The 16,851-nt window shown below is 34.0% G+C and carries 13 protein-coding genes; 6 read left to right on the top strand and 7 right to left on the bottom strand.

Annotated elements, in window-relative coordinates:
• Window positions 1-65 precede the first annotated feature (65 nt).
• Window positions 66-935 (bottom strand): endo alpha-1,4 polygalactosaminidase, encoded by an 870-nt coding sequence (locus OZP06_RS08335; RefSeq protein WP_269224472.1) that lies wholly within the window; start codon window positions 933-935, stop codon window positions 66-68.
• A 323-nt stretch (window positions 936-1,258) separates the two neighbouring features.
• On the opposite strand from OZP06_RS08335, the gene OZP06_RS08330 reads away from it, so the two are divergent.
• Window positions 1,259-1,777, top strand: a complete 519-nt coding sequence (locus tag OZP06_RS08330) for an outer membrane beta-barrel protein (protein WP_269224471.1) — start codon at window positions 1,259-1,261, stop codon at window positions 1,775-1,777.
• A gap of 219 nt (window positions 1,778-1,996) precedes the next feature.
• Window positions 1,997-3,913, top strand: coding sequence for a M1 family aminopeptidase (locus tag OZP06_RS08325; RefSeq protein ID WP_269224470.1), 1,917 nt, complete (start codon window positions 1,997-1,999; stop codon window positions 3,911-3,913).
• A gap of 108 nt (window positions 3,914-4,021) precedes the next feature.
• Here OZP06_RS08325 and OZP06_RS08320 read toward each other — a convergent pair whose 3' ends face one another.
• The 3 genes from OZP06_RS08320 to OZP06_RS08310 all read right to left on the bottom strand — a co-directional run bounded on the left by OZP06_RS08320 (window position 4,022) and on the right by OZP06_RS08310 (window position 5,549).
• Complete coding sequence (locus OZP06_RS08320; protein WP_269224469.1) at window positions 4,022-4,561, bottom strand: hypothetical protein; 540 nt, start codon at window positions 4,559-4,561, stop codon at window positions 4,022-4,024.
• A 130-nt stretch (window positions 4,562-4,691) separates the two neighbouring features.
• Window positions 4,692-4,841: a hypothetical protein gene (locus tag OZP06_RS08315; RefSeq protein ID WP_281324476.1), complete on the bottom strand. Its 150-nt coding sequence runs from the start codon at window positions 4,839-4,841 to the stop codon at window positions 4,692-4,694.
• A 288-nt stretch (window positions 4,842-5,129) separates the two neighbouring features.
• Window positions 5,130-5,549: a lipocalin family protein gene (locus OZP06_RS08310; RefSeq protein WP_269224467.1), complete on the bottom strand. Its 420-nt coding sequence runs from the start codon at window positions 5,547-5,549 to the stop codon at window positions 5,130-5,132.
• Window positions 5,550-5,851: 302 nt separating this feature from the next.
• On the opposite strand from OZP06_RS08310, the gene metG reads away from it, so the two are divergent.
• The 4 genes from metG (at window position 5,852) to OZP06_RS08290 (ending at window position 10,942) form a co-directional block, all read left to right on the top strand.
• Complete coding sequence (gene metG / locus OZP06_RS08305) at window positions 5,852-7,939, top strand: methionine--tRNA ligase (RefSeq protein WP_281324475.1); 2,088 nt, start codon at window positions 5,852-5,854, stop codon at window positions 7,937-7,939.
• Between the two features lie 77 nt (window positions 7,940-8,016).
• Window positions 8,017-8,706 carry an HAD family hydrolase gene (locus OZP06_RS08300; RefSeq protein ID WP_269224466.1) on the top strand — a complete coding sequence of 230 codons (690 nt, stop codon included), beginning with the start codon at window positions 8,017-8,019 and terminating at the stop codon, window positions 8,704-8,706.
• A 134-nt stretch (window positions 8,707-8,840) separates the two neighbouring features.
• Window positions 8,841-9,470, top strand: a complete 630-nt coding sequence (locus OZP06_RS08295) for a chloramphenicol acetyltransferase (RefSeq protein ID WP_269224465.1) — start codon at window positions 8,841-8,843, stop codon at window positions 9,468-9,470.
• Between the two features lie 53 nt (window positions 9,471-9,523).
• Window positions 9,524-10,942, top strand: a complete 1,419-nt coding sequence (locus tag OZP06_RS08290; RefSeq protein WP_281324474.1) for a hypothetical protein — start codon at window positions 9,524-9,526, stop codon at window positions 10,940-10,942.
• A gap of 63 nt (window positions 10,943-11,005) precedes the next feature.
• Here OZP06_RS08290 and OZP06_RS08285 read toward each other — a convergent pair whose 3' ends face one another.
• The 3 genes from OZP06_RS08285 to OZP06_RS08275 form a co-directional block, all read right to left on the bottom strand.
• Window positions 11,006-13,834 (bottom strand): pitrilysin family protein, encoded by a 2,829-nt coding sequence (locus OZP06_RS08285; protein WP_281324473.1) that lies wholly within the window; start codon window positions 13,832-13,834, stop codon window positions 11,006-11,008.
• Window positions 13,835-14,023: 189 nt separating this feature from the next.
• Window positions 14,024-15,565 (bottom strand): hypothetical protein, encoded by a 1,542-nt coding sequence (locus OZP06_RS08280; RefSeq protein WP_269224462.1) that lies wholly within the window; start codon window positions 15,563-15,565, stop codon window positions 14,024-14,026.
• A gap of 429 nt (window positions 15,566-15,994) precedes the next feature.
• Window positions 15,995-16,732, bottom strand: coding sequence for a hypothetical protein (locus OZP06_RS08275; protein ID WP_269224461.1), 738 nt, complete (start codon window positions 16,730-16,732; stop codon window positions 15,995-15,997).
• Between the last annotated feature and the right edge of the window lie 119 nt (window positions 16,733-16,851).

Genomic DNA, 16,851 nt, shown 5'->3' with positions numbered 1-16,851 from the left:
TATACTAATCTATGATTCTCCTATGTGGTTAAATTTTTTATTTCATTTAAATTTCACCCAGCGGGTTATTCATAATATTCAAAGGCATCAATAATATCTAAATAAACCCCATCAAAACCTGCATCCATAATTTTTTTCACATAGGAATCATCATTTCCATAAATAATTTTCTGCCATTCAGGATACCAATATTTGACTTTAAAATTCCCTTTCCAATCTGGATTTTCACTATCCATCCATATTGGTTTTGAAGTATTCCAGTTGCTTTGCCAATAATAACGGTAATCTTCAGCCTCACCGATAGACATATATGAAATTACCAATCTCTTTCCTCCATTTGCTTTATTTCGTAAAGTATTGATTTCTGATTTTGTAAAGCTAGTTCCATCATGAAAAAATAAATCCATAATAATTAAATCATAATTAGTAGCAATCACTGCATTAATAAAGGCAGTTTTTGTTGCGAAATTATCAGGATTAATCAGATACAGAAAATTTTTGATTTCAGAAATTTTTGAAATGACTTGATTGTTTTCTTGATAAACTGTAGTTGAAGGAATATTATTTAATTCTCGCTGATTAGCGGCAAATGAAACATATCCTAATTTATTATTCTCAAAATAGGAATCGTTTATTTTTGAAATTGTGCTACAATAATCGGTCACAAGTATTGTTTTTCCAGCTTTTTTGGAAAGATTCAAAAAGTTTTTTAAATATAAAGTTGTTTCAACTGGTGTAGCTTTATCATTAGTATCATATCCATACCACAAATCTTCTTGACCATTGGCATCTATAGCGTTGAGATAATCGGAATTCGATTGTGTACTATTTTCTCCATCACTACTTACAAGTTCAATCCCATTTTGCGGAATGACATTAAAATTAGGATTTATTGCTTTGGCAAATTGACTAATTCCTATTACAAATTCCCTCATTTTTTGTTTGGAATCGGTTATAGATTGAGGATTGCTATTATCCTCTTTACTGCAGGATCCGAAAAAAAGAATAAAAAACAGAAAAAAATAGTGTAGTCGCATATAGGATTCTTTCTTACAAAACGTTGTTTGCCTTTTAAAATTGCTTTACTAGTGCAAAAATCTTTATCTATTATCCAAAACTATAGTATTTCAATTTGCAAAACAGGTATTTACAAAAGTGGATATTTGTAAAATTCACTGAAATCTGACATTTTTACCAAAAATTAAAAATAAAACCATGAAAAAAATATACTTTTACGTTGTATTAAAAAACAAAAATTATGAAAAAATTTATTCTAATAATTGCCTTTGGTTTTATATCAAACGGTGTATTTGCTCAAAGTCCACTTGAAGAAGGTGGAGTACAATTAAACGCAGGTTTAGGTCTTTCTGGTTGGGGTGTTCCTGTTTATTTTGGTTTGGATTACGGAATCGCCAAAGATTTTACACTTGGTGGTCAACTGTCTTTTCAAACAGACAATGACCCATACTATTATGGCGGTAAAGATTATAAATACAACTCAACTGCTATAGGAATTGGAGCAAACGGAAATTATCATTTCAACAGAATATTAGATATCCCAAGCAAATTTGACTTTTACGCGGGTGCCAGTCTTACCTATTACATTTGGAATTATAACGACTACAACAACAACCCTCACCCAGACAATACATCTTTAGGTCTTGGACTTCAAGTAGGTGGTCGCTATTTCTTTACCGATAAATTTGGTATTAATCTAGAATTAGGAGGAAACACAGGTACGAGTGGTGCTAAATTTGGGGTTACTTTCAAAATCTAAAATCACTAAAATAACATATTACGATAAGCCAACTGAGAAATCAGCTGGCTTTTTTTTATGTAAAAAACCGAATTTCAACTTAACTGGGAATTATTTTCATTCGAACTATAAATTGTTTTATTACATATCCTTTGCTAACCCATTTAGAAAAGAGAGAGTAAATTGAATTAGTACGTATTTCGAAATGGTATTACTATATTTGTGTCTAATCTATTCCAAATGAAAGCAACTTTTCTCTATTTTCTACTCTTTACTGTTTTTCTAGTTTCGGCTCAAAAAAACGATCTTCAATTGGATGAAATTGCACATTCTGAAATGAAAATGGCTAGTAAAAAATTGAATTTATTAGTCAATCCCAATACTCAAAATTATGACATTACTTATCATGAACTTCGCTTTAACGTAGATCCATCCAATTATTATATTTCTGGGGTTGTAACTACTACTTTTACAGCATTATCAGATCTTTCAACAGTTACATTTGACTTAACCAATCAATTGACAGTAAATAGTGTTACCCAAAATGGAATCCCGTTGATGTTTGCACAAAACAGCAACAATGAATTGGTTATTACTTTACCAAGTGTACTTACCTCAAATACTCCCGCAACAGTTGTCATATCTTATTCTGGTGCTCCCGCAAATGGAGAACAGGCCTTTACCACATCAATACATAATGGCTCGCCTGTTTTATATACATTATCCGAACCTTATGGCGCCCGTGATTGGTGGCCGTGCAAACAGGATTTGAATGATAAAGTAGACACTATTGATATTTATATAACTGCTCCATCGCAGTATATTAGTGTTGCAAATGGAATAGAACCAGAAGTACCTGTGATTAATGGTAGTAATAAAACAACGCACTTTCACCATAACTACCCAATTCCGGCCTATTTAATTGCCATTGCCGTAACCAATTACAGCGTGTACAATCAAACTGGAGGTAGTGCACCCAACCAATATCCCATTATTAACTACATCTATCCAGAGACTCTAGCATCGGTACAAACACAATTGGATCAAACACCTTTGATACTAAATTTGTATGAAAGCCTTTTTGAAATCTATCCTTTTCACAACGAAAAATACGGTCACGCGCAATTTGGATGGGGCGGCGGAATGGAGCATACCACGGTTTCGTTTATGAATAGTTTTGGGCGGAGTCTCATTGCTCACGAAATGGCACATCAATGGTTTGGTGACAAAATCACTTGTGGCAGCTGGAAAGACATTTGGCTCAACGAAGGTTTTGCTACATATGTTGCGGCACTGGTCATCGAAAACTTTGATGGACAAGCGGCTTTTGTAACCGAAAAATCCAAAATGATTAGTAACATAACTTCCCAAACTAATGGAGCAGTTTATTTGACCGATGCTCAACTGACGGATGTCAATCGGATTTTTAGCTCTAGATTAACGTATAATAAAGGGGCGATGGTACTGAATATGCTCCGTTTCAAAATGGGAGATGCTCCGTTTTTTCAAGGAGTAAAAAATTATTTAAAAGATGTAAATTTAGCCTACAAATATGCCAAAACTCCCGATTTACAATCGCATTTGGAAGTGGTTTATGGCAGTAGTTTGACCGAATTCTTTAATGATTGGATCTACAATCAAGGCTATCCTATATATACAATATCGGGCCAAAATATAGGAGGCGGTCAAGCCAAATTTACTATCAATCAAACGCAATCGGACGCTTCAGTATCGTTTTTTGAAATGCCCGTACCCATTCGTGTTTTTGGATCGGGTGGTCAACAATTGGATTTGGTTTTGAATAACACCGTGAATGGAGAAAATTTTATTGAAAACGTTCCATTTACTATTTCTAGTATCACTTTCGATCCAAATAAAAATATCATTTCAAAAGGAAATACGGTAACCTTAGGAAACGAAAACTTTGAATTGAATGCTTTACAATTGTACACGAACCCATCCAATACAATTTTGAATCTAGCTTTACCAACAGGAATAATCCTAGAGAAAACGGTCTTTTATAATGTAACTGGACAAAAAATAATGACAAGTAATTCGGCAACTTCATGGGATATTAGTTCTTGGTCAACGGGCGTCTATTTTATAAAAATCAACACCGATTCGGGCTCTAAGAAATTGAAGTTTGTAAAGAATTAAGCGTTACAAAAAGACGCGCAAAAGTGACACAACCATTAGCAAAGTTTTTTTTAATTTTCTTTGCGTGTCTTTGTGGTTTCCTTTGCGTGACTTTGCGATACAACTAAACTATTCCCTTTTAATTTCATGACCCACAAATTCTTCCAAAGCAGCAAACATATCATCTACCGAAAGCACTTCGAAATCAGGATGGGATTTTAGAAAATTGGCATTCAAAGTAACTAGGTTTTCTTCGATTTCAAAAAAAGTATCATTAATAAGCAAATCTCTAATAGGGTTTACGCCTTCTAATTTTCCTTTCAGAAATTTATTGAGCTTTACACTGCTCATTAGTTTTACTTTCTTGCTTTGCTGTTTGAATAATTCCAAATGCTTTTCGGCACCAATTAATGCCAAACCTTCTTCCAGCAATTCATTTAATTCATTGTTCCAACCCGAATGGTGTACAAATTGAGCAAAATTTCCGGAGACATATTGTGAGTAATAATAGTCCAAATAATAACTCATCAGCGCATCTTCATGAATTAATTCATCTTTCACCCCTTCCTCACGCATTAGGTTGATCACCGAGATATTAGAGTGAATCACATCTTGAGCATTTTCACTGTTGAAGGCCGTTTCCGAAACTATTATTCTGCCGAATTCCATAGGATTTTGTTTTTTGAATATTTGCTGCAAATTTCCGTTAAATAAAAACAGAAAAGAAATTTTCTTTAGACTTTGTAACCTTTGTCAATCCCGATAATTATCGGGATGAACTTTGACAAAGGTGTTGGTACTATTCTTTTTTTTGATTCATTTTTGTAACCAATGCTTTCAAACGCAATGCTTGGGCTTTTTTCTCTTCTTGCAGTTTAGCCTTTTTTCTATTAAGCAATTTAGTATGTAAAGCCTTGTTCTTGGTATTTTTTTCGGGTCCTTTTGCCATGATTCAGATCTTCTATAATTCAGGTTACAAATATAAACAAATGAATAGATTAGATCATTACGAAACCGTTCTGAAACCCCAAAAGCCTAGCCCCGATAGTAGTGAAAATCCTTTCTATTTTTTCTTTAAAAATAGAAAGATTGCAACGGATAGCGGGAAATAGCTTCTAATAAACACCATTTTCATTCTTAACAATTCAATCCATAAAAAAAACGGAAATGACTTTTAAAATCATTTCCGTTTCTTACTATTTCTCAAAAAAACTTTATCCAACACCTGATAAAGGAATTATCTGATGTAAACTGAGATAGCGTTGCCTTGTCTTAACTTCAAATCGGTAAGTGTAAGATTAACAATATCATAAGTTGTAGTCACTCCATTTATAACCGTTGTTAATTTACTATCTGGTCTAGAATATGTTCCTGACACAGTTGTTAGAGCACATGGGCTAACAGCAGAATCATAATCTCCAGATGTTAATGTATTATCAATCTTTAGATTAAGATAATCATGATCACAACCGCTCGTGTTTTGTGGCGGATCTACCAATGTTTCAATACCATTAACGTTTGTACCCACTTTGACAATACTCCATTTCCCAGTTATTGGTGTTATAGTATCTCCTTTGTTTTCATCATTAGAATTACAAGACGCTGCAAATAATCCGATACTTAATGCTAATGCAAATAATATGCTTCTAGTTTTCATGCTCTATTTATTTATAATTAATAATGGCTAAATTAGTTTTAGAGTGTATGAAAACTGTTATATAATTATTGATATAGTTTGCATTATTATTTCGAGAATTTAGAAATTACCACTCTCTCCAGTGAATAGAAATGACTTTTGTTTTTTCTCTAAAAAGAAAAAGATTACCTCATATAATTTTATAAAACTAAGAGTTCAGTAAATATATTTGCAACGGATAGCAGGATTAGCTCCTAATCCTTCGATTTCGCTCAGTATGACAATAAATAATTGCTTATTTTTGCAACAAATTAAACTGAATTATGTTACAGAATCCAAAAAGATATACGATTACAGCGGCATTGCCTTATACAAACGGACCTATACACATTGGCCATTTGGCGGGGGTTTACGTGCCTTCGGACATTTATTCTCGTTATTTGCGTTTGCAAGGAAGAGACGTTTTGTTTGTTTGCGGAAGCGATGAACACGGTGTTGCGATTTCGATGAAAGCAAAAAAAGAAGGGATTACGCCACAGGAAGTAATTGATAAATACGATGGAATTATTAGAAAATCATTCTCTGATTTCGGAATTTCATTTGACAATTACTCCAGAACTTCGGCAAAAATTCATCACGATACCGCTTCGGAATTTTTTAGAACGCTATATGATAAAGGTGATTTTATTGAAGAAGTAACCGAGCAATTGTATGACGCCAAAGCTGATCAGTTTTTGGCAGACCGTTTTGTGGTGGGAACTTGCCCTAAATGTGGCAACGAAGAAGCCTATGGTGATCAATGCGAAAAATGTGGTTCTACACTAAACGCAACCGACTTGATCAACCCAAAATCGACCATTACGTGGGAAACTCCTATTTTGAAATCTACGAAACACTGGTTTTTACCTTTGGATCGTTACTCGGATTTCTTGAATGAATGGATACTCGTTGGACATAAAAATGACTGGAAACCAAATGTGTATGGTCAAGTAAAATCGTGGATCGATGGAGGTTTAGAACCTCGCGCCGTAACCCGTGATTTGGATTGGGGAATTGATGTTCCGGTTGAAGGCGCTGAAGGAAAAAAATTGTATGTATGGTTTGATGCACCAATTGGGTATATCTCATCGACCAAAGAATGGGCAGAGCGTGAAGGAAAAGAGTGGGAACCGTATTGGAAAGATCAAGATACGAAGCTGGTTCACTTCATTGGGAAAGACAATATTGTTTTTCACTGTGTGATTTTCCCAGCGATGCTAAAAGCCGAAGGAAGCTATATTTTGCCAGACAATGTTCCTGCAAATGAGTTCTTAAACTTGGAAGGAAACAAATTGTCGACTTCTAAAAACTGGGCCGTTTGGTTGCACGAATATTTAGAAGAATTTCCAAACCAACAGGATGTTTTGCGTTATGCATTAACATCAAACGCACCTGAGACTAAAGACAATGATTTTACCTGGAAAGATTTTCAGGCGAGAAATAACAATGAATTAGTAGCGATTTATGGCAATTTCATTAATCGTGTAGTGGTTTTGACCAACAAATATTATGAAGGTATCGTACCTCAACCAAGCCCCCTAACCCCCGAAGGGGGAACTCCTAGCTTCACGGATTATGACAATGAAGTATTAACCGAGTTGAAAGCCTATCCAGCCGTGATTTCGAGTTCATTGGAAAGATACAGATTCCGTGAAGCTTTGGGCGAAATGATGAATGTAGCCCGTCTAGGAAACAAATATTTGGCAGACGAAGAGCCTTGGAAAATGGTCAAAACCGATCCAGCTCGCGTACAAACCCAAATGTATGTAGCCTTGCAAATTGCTGCAGCATTGAGTTCACTTTGTGAGCCTTTCTTGCCATTTACAGCGACAAAATTATCACGAATCTTAAAAATTGAATCACCATTAGACTGGAAAACAATTACAGACAGTTCTGATTTATTGCCTGCGGGTCACCAAATTGGAGAAGCTGAATTATTGTTCTCTAAAATTGAAGATGAGGAAATTCAGAAACAAATAGACAAATTGGAAGCAACAAAAACTGCCAACAAAGCCGAGAATAAAGTAGCCGAACCGCAAAAAGACTTAATTCAATTTGAGGATTTTGCCAAAATGGATATTCGTGTAGGAACCATTCTGGAAGCGGAGAAAATGCCAAAAGCCAACAAACTTTTGATTTTGAAAGTGGACACTGGAATTGATGTTCGTACTATTGTTTCGGGAATCGCAGAGAGTTTTAAACCCGAAGATATCGTTGGAAAACGCGTAACGGTTCTTGTGAATTTAGCCCCAAGAAATCTTCGCGGTGTAGAAAGTCAAGGAATGATTTTGATGACCACCAATGCCGAAGGTAAATTGGTTTTCGTAAATCCTGATGGAGATGGTGTTGGGAATGGGGAAACGATAAATTAAAAAAATACATCACAACCCTTTCAGAGTTAAAAACTCTGAAAGGGTTAAAAACTCTGAAAGGGTTAAATACAACTAAAATGAACCTAAAAGTAATTGCTTTCGACGCCGATGACACCTTGTGGATCAACGAAACGTATTTTGATGAAACCGAGAAAAAATTCTGTGGTTTGATGGAAGATTACTTGTCACATCAGGGAATTTCGAAGGAACTTTTTAAAATTGAAATCGATAATCTCAAATTGTACGGTTACGGAATCAAAGGCTATATTCTTTCGATGATCGAGGCGGCGATGAAAATTTCGAACAATACCATTCCGATTGAAATAATTGAAAAAATTATTCAGTATGGAAAAGAGTTGTTAGAAAAACCGGTGATTTTATTAGACGGTGTTGAGGAAACTCTACAAGCCTTACATGGGAAATACAAATTGGTCGTTGCCACCAAAGGCGATTTGTTGGACCAACGCCGAAAACTGCACAATTCGGGTTTGGGGCATTATTTTCATCATATTGAGGTGATGTCAGACAAGCAAGAAGTAGATTATTCGGATTTGATCAAACGCTTGGAGATTCAATCAAAGGAATTTTTTATGATTGGAAATTCTTTAAAATCAGATGTTTTACCTGTTTTGGCAATTGGCGGATACGCAGTACATATTCCGTTTCACACCACTTGGGCTCATGAAAAAATTGACCATAAAGTAGAACATAAAAACTTTCAGGCCTTCGAAAAAATAACAGAAGTCTTACAATTATTAGACGTTTAAAAATCGTTTTTTTAATCTTTTGAACCTAGTTAAAATGCTTTTTATTTAGTATTTTAGCTAGGTTTTAAATTTAGGCCTATTTCGGTAAAAAAGTTTGCACAACTATCCCATTGAACTCAAATAAACACTAAAAAATGAAAACGATTTTAGACCTAGACAATTGGAATAGAAAAGAACATTTCCTTTTCTTTAAACAAATGCAAGAACCTTTCTTTGGTGTTACAGTTGATATAGATTGTTCGAAAGCATACATAAATTCTAAATTTTTAAACACTTCCTTTTTTATTTATTATTTACACAAAACCCTAACCGCCGTCAATGCTTTTGAGAATTTTAGATACCGAATTTTAAATACCCATGTCTACATTCATGATCGAATTGATGGATCAGCAACCATAAGTAGGGCTGATGGTACTTTTGGATTCTCTTTAATTGAATACCATCCCGATTATCAAATTTTTGAAGAAACCGCATTGGCAGAAATTGAACGCATTCAAAATACAACTGGTTTATTTACCCGTGAATTTAATGGTGAAAACCTGATTCACTTTTCGGCCATACCTTGGTTAAAATTCACATCCCTTTCTCACGCTCGCAGCATGACTTTCCCAGACAGTTGCCCAAAAATATCTTTTGGTAAAATGACAATTGACCAAAATGGCAAAAGAACCATGCCGATGTCTATTCATGTGCATCATGGATTGATGGATGCCATGCATGTAGGGCAAATGGTAGATTATTTCCAAGAAATAATGAATCAATAAATTCTATTGATAGAAATGGAATCCCTATTTTTGGATCTATTTTAAACTAACTTATGAAGAAAATCATTCTTTTTTTGATTCTAAGCCAATGCAACCTGCTATTTAGCCAAACTATATTGGCCACTTATCCATTGGAACTCAAAAAATCCAAAGAATACAAACAAATCGTAAATGCCGAAAATACAAGTACACACGATGTATTTGTGTTTGCTTCCGACAAAGAAACGGTTACGATCCTAAAGTACAATAGCGCTTTGTTTCTTACGCATCAATATTCGCTTCCAAGACCCGATTTAACCTACAAACTAATAACAGGTTATAGTTTTAATGCCGAAGGAAACCCTACTCTATATTGGTCATCTGAAGATTTAAAAAAAGTAATGGCCGTACAATATGATCTCAATTCTAAAACCACTGTGGCAATTTTGAATTATGACCTTCCTTTTCACAAGGAATCGATTGTCTGCCAATTTCAAGAGAACAATACTTTTTATATCCTTTCGGAAAAAGATTCAGAACAAAAAATGGTTCTATATATTTTTAAAGATGGTAAAAAAGAAGAAAAAATACTGGATTTCACTTCTTTTAAATTTCAAAATAAGAATACTGAACTCTTAACAATGAATCAGATACTAGAAGTTTGTCCCATTGAAAAAATGGAAACCAATCAGTTCAATCCATTGTTCAAAGGCACTCAAAAAACAAAACTGTATGTTTTGAAAAACCGATTACTCCTCACTTTTGATCATAATTTTAAGGAAACTCAAACCTTTGATATTGATTTAACTACTTTTTTAATTCAGGAAAAAAGGTTTTTGAAACCAGCCACCAAAAAACAAACAGGAGTGTCTAATTCGTTTTATCACGAAAAAAAAATGTATCAAATTACCGCCAACGAAGATGAATTACTTTTTGAGATAAAGGAATATCAATCTGGCGAAAGTATCAAAAGCTTTACTGTTTCAAAAACAGATACTATTTCCTTTAAAAACTCCCCTTTATGGATTCAAATGAATGGCCAAAAACCAAGAGAACTAAAAAACACAGCTAAGTTCTTGCAACGTTTGTTGTTTTTGAATGTTGGGCTATCGGTTTACAAAACCCCTAAAGCTATTTTAATCACACTAGGAGGGACAAATGACGGCCAAAGCAATTACGATCTCTCTACAGGAATTAACGCCGCTATATCAGGTAATTTTACCGATGTTGCTTATGACTTGCTAAATTATTCTGGCCCCACAACAGTTTATTTTGAAAGTGTATTCGACAAAAAGCTAGAACATAGCACACAAGAACAAGATCCGCTTGCTGTAGATTTTATTTCTCGTTTTGAGAAAGAGCATTCAGAAGTAAGTTTACCAAGTATCATCAGATTCAAAAACTATTACATTTTGGGATATTATGATTCCTACGCCAAACAGTATACTATGCGGAAATTTACAGATGGATTTGAACGTTTGAATACTTTCTAAAAAAAGGCTGTTCGAAAAACACTTTCTATACAGCCTTTTTTTGTATTCTAATCAACAATCTATTTAGTTCTTCGGATTTAACACTATCGGTTTCCCAAAACCTAATTCTTCTAATTTTTGCAATTGCGTTGCTGCATCGCCCACTACCAGATAAATCATTTGATTGGCATCAAGATATTTTTCAGCCAATTTTTTTATATCCAAAACGGTTGTGTTTTTGGTTTCAATTTCTTGCTTTTGAACATAATTGTTGGGATAGTTGTAATTGCATATTTCGTTTAACATACTAAGCTTAGCATCCAAAGTTTCAAAAGCGCGCGCATTACTCTTAATCAAATATCCTTGAGTAATTTCTAAATCATTGGCATTAAAATTTTTGCCATAATTCTCTAAAATTGTTTTTATTAATTGAAGTGCTTCAAAAGTAATATTGGTACGCACATTACTATTTATTGAAAACAGCGCTTTATTAGCAGTACCATCAAAACTGGAACTAATACCATACGTATAACCTTTTTCCTCTCGCAATTGCTGTAACAGTTGTGAGGCAAATCCGCCACCACCTAATCGATAATTCAACACATTGGCTAAATGATATTCGGAATCAGTAGCCTTCAATGCAACAGATCCAATTCGAACTGCTGATTGTTTGGCGCCAGGAACATCATAAAAATACACAACAGATTTCGTTGGTTTGGCTGGTATCACAGGAGAAGGAATTATTACTTTTTTTGTTGCCCAGTTTTTATTCAAATGGTCTAAAGCAGCCAACACATTTTTCATAGGAACAGCACCCACAATTTGAAAATTAGTAACTGAGGGAGAAATATTTTTATTGTAAAAATCCTTTAAATCTTCGATTGTAATGGTCCCAACAGTTTGTTCTGTTCCCATTAGAGCATTCGAAAATGGACTTTCTGAACCAAAAACTAATTTTCGGAATTGGTTTCTGGCAATACTATTCGGATCAGCATTTTGCTCCTTAATTTGACTTAAAGTACTTTGTTTAATCAAATCAAATTCCGTTTGATCCCAACGAGGCTGCGTAATAATCTCATCTACTAATTGTATCGTTTTTTCAAAATTTTTCGCTAATGATGTACCTGAAATTACAATATCTTCGTCGGTAGCATTCACATTAATGGTTGCTCCTAAAATTGCAATAGCATTTTCTAATTCTTGTGCCGTTTTGTTTTGGGTTCCTTTGGTCATCAAATCGGCCAAAAGATTTGAAACACCTATTTTATCTTTATTCTCAAGTAGTAAAGCCCCTTTTAATTGCATCTGAAACTGAACCAAAGGAACTTCGTTATTCTCTATTCCATAAAGTTGAATCCCTGAAGAGAGTTGCTTTTTCCAAACAGCTGGCGCTTTTACAGTGGGATTTTCTCCATAAGGCGGTTCTTGACTGCGATCAAAACTAGAGGGTGTCTTTGGATAGCTTGCTTTTACACTTGCATCAAATGAATCTTCTTTATCGGCTGTAATTTTCTCTTCTACTATGTCAGCCAATATAGCGTTTTGCAATACTAAATGGGTTTGGTTTTTTGGAACAAAACTAGATGCCACAAAATATTTTCCTTTGATGTATTTTTGATACACTCGCATCACATCTTCAATTGTAACTGACTGAATGTTCTTGATATCCTGATTAATAAAACTTGGCGATCCGGTATAAATGGTGTATTGTGCCAGTTGAAATCCTTTACCCAAAACACTGGACAGATTGGTATAAAAATCGGTTTCTTGTTTGGCTTTAATACGATCCAGATCTTGTTGAGAGATGCCTTCCTTTTCGAATCTTGAGAAACCTTCTTCAATACCATTTAAAACTAAATTTAAATCTTTATTTTCGAAAGCACGAACACTAAGCATATATTGCCCCGCTATTTCTGAATTGTACTGGTATAATGATACTTTATCTGTTAGTTTTTTATCTTCTACCAAAACTTGATACAAAGGCGCTTTTTTTCCTTTAGACAAATAAGTTGCCAATACTTCTAAAGCATAACTATCGGGATGAAATTCGTAAACAGTAGGCCAAGCCAATGTTAATTGTGGTAAGCGAGCAAAATTATCTTCATAATAATACTTTTTGGTTGCTGACAAAACAACTTCTTGTTTGGCAACTTTCGGAATTTCGTTTCCACGTTTGATTTCTCCAAAATATTTTTCAATCCAGATTTTGGCTTGTTTCACATCAAAATCACCCGCAATTGTAAGTGTTACATTATTTGGCACATACCATTTATTGTAAAAACTCTTAACGTCTTCTATAGTAGCATTTTGCAAATCTTCCAAAGAACCGATAACTTCCCAATTATAGGGATGAGTTGTAGGGTATAAATTTTTATTGATTACCGCAAAATTGTGTCCATAAGGTCGGTTGTCATAGGATTGTCTTTTTTCGTTTTTTACAACTTGCTTTTCTTTGGATAAAACAGGTTCTGTAACTGTATTGATAAAAAAGCCTAATTTATCGGCTTCGGCCCAAATCATTTTTTCTAAAGCGTCATTTGGAACCGTTTGAAAATAATTGGTTCGATCTCTACTTGTAGAACCATTGGCTCCTTCACCACCGATTTTGGCACTCATTTTATCCAATCCACCTTTACCGAGGTTTTCGGATTCTAAAAAAAGTAAATGTTCAAACAAATGAGCAAAACCAGTTCTTCCCGGAATTTCCCTGGCAGAACCCACATGACTGGTAAGCGCCACAGCGACCACTGGATCTGACTTGTCAATATGTAAAATAACATGCAAACCATTGTTTAATGAATATTCTTCAAAAGGAACTTCAAATTCAGATTTTAAATTCGGTTTGTTTTGGGCTTGAATATTGAAAATACTCAAAAAAAGGATTGGAAATAGAAGGCAGAAGGTTGATTTCATTTAAATTAACACTAATTAGATTGTAGCTTTTTTAGGAATCTAAGATAAGTATTAAACCTAATTTTTGCATAAGAAATCTACTTTATCTGGATTCTAAGGCTAAATCTGGGTTAAAATGAATTTCGATTGTAAAAAAATATGGATTGTAAAAAAGAATTTACAATCCATATTCATCTAATCAACAGTATATTAATTCTCGCTAAATGTTGCTATTTGTTGCAAATGTTGCTCAATTTGGTATTTATTGAAGTTATTCCATTTTGGAGGAAAATTATTTTTTTGCCCACACATCAAATCCAAGCACACATTATTGTCTTTGTATTTATCATGTAAAACTTCTACTATTTTAAAGAAAAATTCATCCAACAATAGGATTGCTTCAAATTCAGCTTTTAGAACCGTATAATTAGTTTGTGATGCATCTAAAAGCTGCAATAAATCAATAACTTCTTTCTTCTCGTCTGCATTAATTTCTGTCAAGTATCCGTATTTTAAGCTTTTGAAAACCAAATTATTCCACACCACACTATCATGACCCCAAGTTACATTGGGTAAATTCAATGCATGCTCACAGATTAAAATAATGGCAAAAAGCACATCGTTTAAATAACTCGCTGGAAATTCATCAAAACTTCTAAACTCAAAACCGCTTTGATACATTTTTTCCTGATTAAAATCAAGTCCCACTTCGGCAAGCAATTCATATTCCATTTCCAATTCAATTTGATCGCGCCACCAAATATTATCTTCTTTTTCAAACTTTAGCAGTTTTCTAAAATCATCCACTTTGTAGGTTAAAATTTTCCCTTTCGGCATGGCTTTGTTATAAGTGCCCACACCAATATAACGCGACATCGCATTGCGCATGGAACCCAAAGTGAATTTTTTGTTCAAATCATACTTCGTACTAATTACACCCATAATGTCAGGACTCCCTAAAGTAGTGATAAAGAAGGGCTCAAACCATTGCAGTAAATAGATAGCATTTGCATGTTTTTCCTCAAAATCTTTATAATCTACAATCCTGCTATGCTCTGTTATCGTTGGTAAAGTAAGGTGAAAATGATAGGTTCCGTTATTGAACAAAACCAGATTTTCTTGATTGGTCATGAACATATTAAGTCCATTGTTATACTCTGGAAAATTCAATTTTTCTTTGATCACAGCCGATTCATTGATAGTGTCTAAGAACAATTTTTTGGTTGCTTTCAATTCATCACAAGACTCGGAAATAGTACGATTTTCAAAATATTTAGTTACAAATTCTATTGAATCACCATCAAAGTGTACCGATCCCATCGTTTTATTTCTTTGGGTAATCATACTTTGAATATTGTACGGTTGGTCCTCAAGGAAAAGTTCCATAATTGATTTTCCTAGATATTCGGGATTTTCAAGAGGTTGTGCGCTCACCTCAGCAGTTTCTGTATCAACAAAAGGTTTTACTGGCGACAACATTTTGTGCTGATAGTTGATATCTAATTTTTCTAGCGAATGACTATTAATCATTCGACTAACTTTGTAATTTTCATTTTTATAAAAAGCAGATTGCAACATTGGAGCTAAACTCTCCGGTTTGTAACATTTTCTATAATCAATACTGTATTTCTCAAAACCGATTTTTTCTTGTATAAACGCACCAGAAACTATAAGAGATTCTTCAAATTGCATGTAGGTTTCGTTTTCCAATCCAATACCCCAATACTTTTTTTGTGTCTGATTGTCTTTCATTTATACTTTTTTCTTTTTTTTAAATGGTTGGTTCAAGATGTTGTTTTTTCAAAAAACAATTGCACTGACTTTAAAGCATACAAAAACAGGATTTTAGTGGATTAAGCACAATATTTGCCTCCATTAAAAAAGTCGTTTTTAACTTTTAAACTATAGGAATTGTATTTCAGTCTCAGAAATTATAACCTTATATCGACTGAATCTTTGGTGAAAATTGAAAATTTTAAAAAGAAGATTTAAAATTACTTTCGGCTTTAAACCCTTTTACACCAATAACTTAAGTAGATGAATAGTCAAAATAGTTTTTGGGCTATTCTTATTTTTTCTAAGTTGCGAAAGTAGTTCTTTATTACATCAATTCCAAGTACTTAATATACTGATAATCAATAAAAATGAAGACTGATAGTATAATCTTATTAATTACTTCGTTTAATCGTGGTAATAAAAAACATAAGAAGAATACAATTCGTCTTCCCACCAAGCTTCTTTTTCCTTCGAGAAGTAATTAAAATTCAGTTTTCCTGCTTGTGACTGCAAAGGATATCGCACAACTCCATTTTCTCGGTAGGCTTGGTGCAAATCCGATTCGGGGACTACAGGAACAATATGGCCAGAGAGGCCTTTTATTTTTCTTTTGGCACAAATAATGCCAACACCTCCATTGCTATTGACTTGTGATTGCATTTCATCTACGCTATACATTCTTTTCCAACCAAAACTAACTCCCCATTGCAAAAACCAATCATGAATGGCACTGGAGTAAATATGGTCTACGGTTTCTTCATAAATTACTGGCACTTCTTCTCCATTCAATATTTTTTGAAGTGCTTCCTCTGTCCACCAAATCGTTGGAACATACACTTTGGAAAAATAACAATAATCGAAAGTATAGACATTGCAATAGGTATCTTCAATCGTTTTTTGATATCGAATACTTTTCTCAACATTTAGTTTTTCTATGAGTTTAAAATAACTTTCCTTTTTGGTTTCAAGATTGGTCAAATCTCTGAATGGAATAGTAGCATCATAAATTGGCTTCCATTTCATTTCCATAGAATCCAAACGTGACTCAGGATCGGGGGCAAAATTTGCTATACGAATTCGGTGATCCACTTTTTTGTTTTCAATAACAGAAACTATTGGTTCAGAAACGGTATCATTATTCATTATGATTGATTTTAATCCATTTTTATGGACTTCTTGGCTTTCGAAAACTACGAAATGACCCTTTAAAACGCCCACATTCAAAAATATTTTTCTAAAAATTTAAATGTAATCAAAAAAAC

Source organism: Flavobacterium sp. IMCC34518, assembly GCF_027111095.2.
Taxonomy (GTDB): Bacteria; Bacteroidota; Bacteroidia; order Flavobacteriales; family Flavobacteriaceae; genus Flavobacterium; species Flavobacterium praedii.
The sequence above is the reverse complement of the archived record's forward strand: the minus strand, read 5'-3'. Positions and strand labels throughout refer to the sequence as shown.

Coding starts and splice junctions, on each gene's coding strand:
- OZP06_RS08335 (WP_269224472.1), bottom strand. CDS start 935: ATGAGGGAATTTGTAATAGGAATTAGTCAATTTGCCAAAGCAATAAAT.
- OZP06_RS08330 (WP_269224471.1), top strand. CDS start 1,259: ATGAAAAAATTTATTCTAATAATTGCCTTTGGTTTTATATCAAACGGT.
- OZP06_RS08325 (WP_269224470.1), top strand. CDS start 1,997: ATGAAAGCAACTTTTCTCTATTTTCTACTCTTTACTGTTTTTCTAGTT.
- OZP06_RS08320 (WP_269224469.1), bottom strand. CDS start 4,561: ATGGAATTCGGCAGAATAATAGTTTCGGAAACGGCCTTCAACAGTGAA.
- OZP06_RS08315 (WP_281324476.1), bottom strand. CDS start 4,841: ATGGCAAAAGGACCCGAAAAAAATACCAAGAACAAGGCTTTACATACT.
- OZP06_RS08310 (WP_269224467.1), bottom strand. CDS start 5,549: ATGAAAACTAGAAGCATATTATTTGCATTAGCATTAAGTATCGGATTA.
- metG (WP_281324475.1), top strand. CDS start 5,852: ATGTTACAGAATCCAAAAAGATATACGATTACAGCGGCATTGCCTTAT.
- OZP06_RS08300 (WP_269224466.1), top strand. CDS start 8,017: ATGAACCTAAAAGTAATTGCTTTCGACGCCGATGACACCTTGTGGATC.
- OZP06_RS08295 (WP_269224465.1), top strand. CDS start 8,841: ATGAAAACGATTTTAGACCTAGACAATTGGAATAGAAAAGAACATTTC.
- OZP06_RS08290 (WP_281324474.1), top strand. CDS start 9,524: ATGAAGAAAATCATTCTTTTTTTGATTCTAAGCCAATGCAACCTGCTA.
- OZP06_RS08285 (WP_281324473.1), bottom strand. CDS start 13,834: ATGAAATCAACCTTCTGCCTTCTATTTCCAATCCTTTTTTTGAGTATT.
- OZP06_RS08280 (WP_269224462.1), bottom strand. CDS start 15,565: ATGAAAGACAATCAGACACAAAAAAAGTATTGGGGTATTGGATTGGAA.
- OZP06_RS08275 (WP_269224461.1), bottom strand. CDS start 16,732: ATGAATAATGATACCGTTTCTGAACCAATAGTTTCTGTTATTGAAAAC.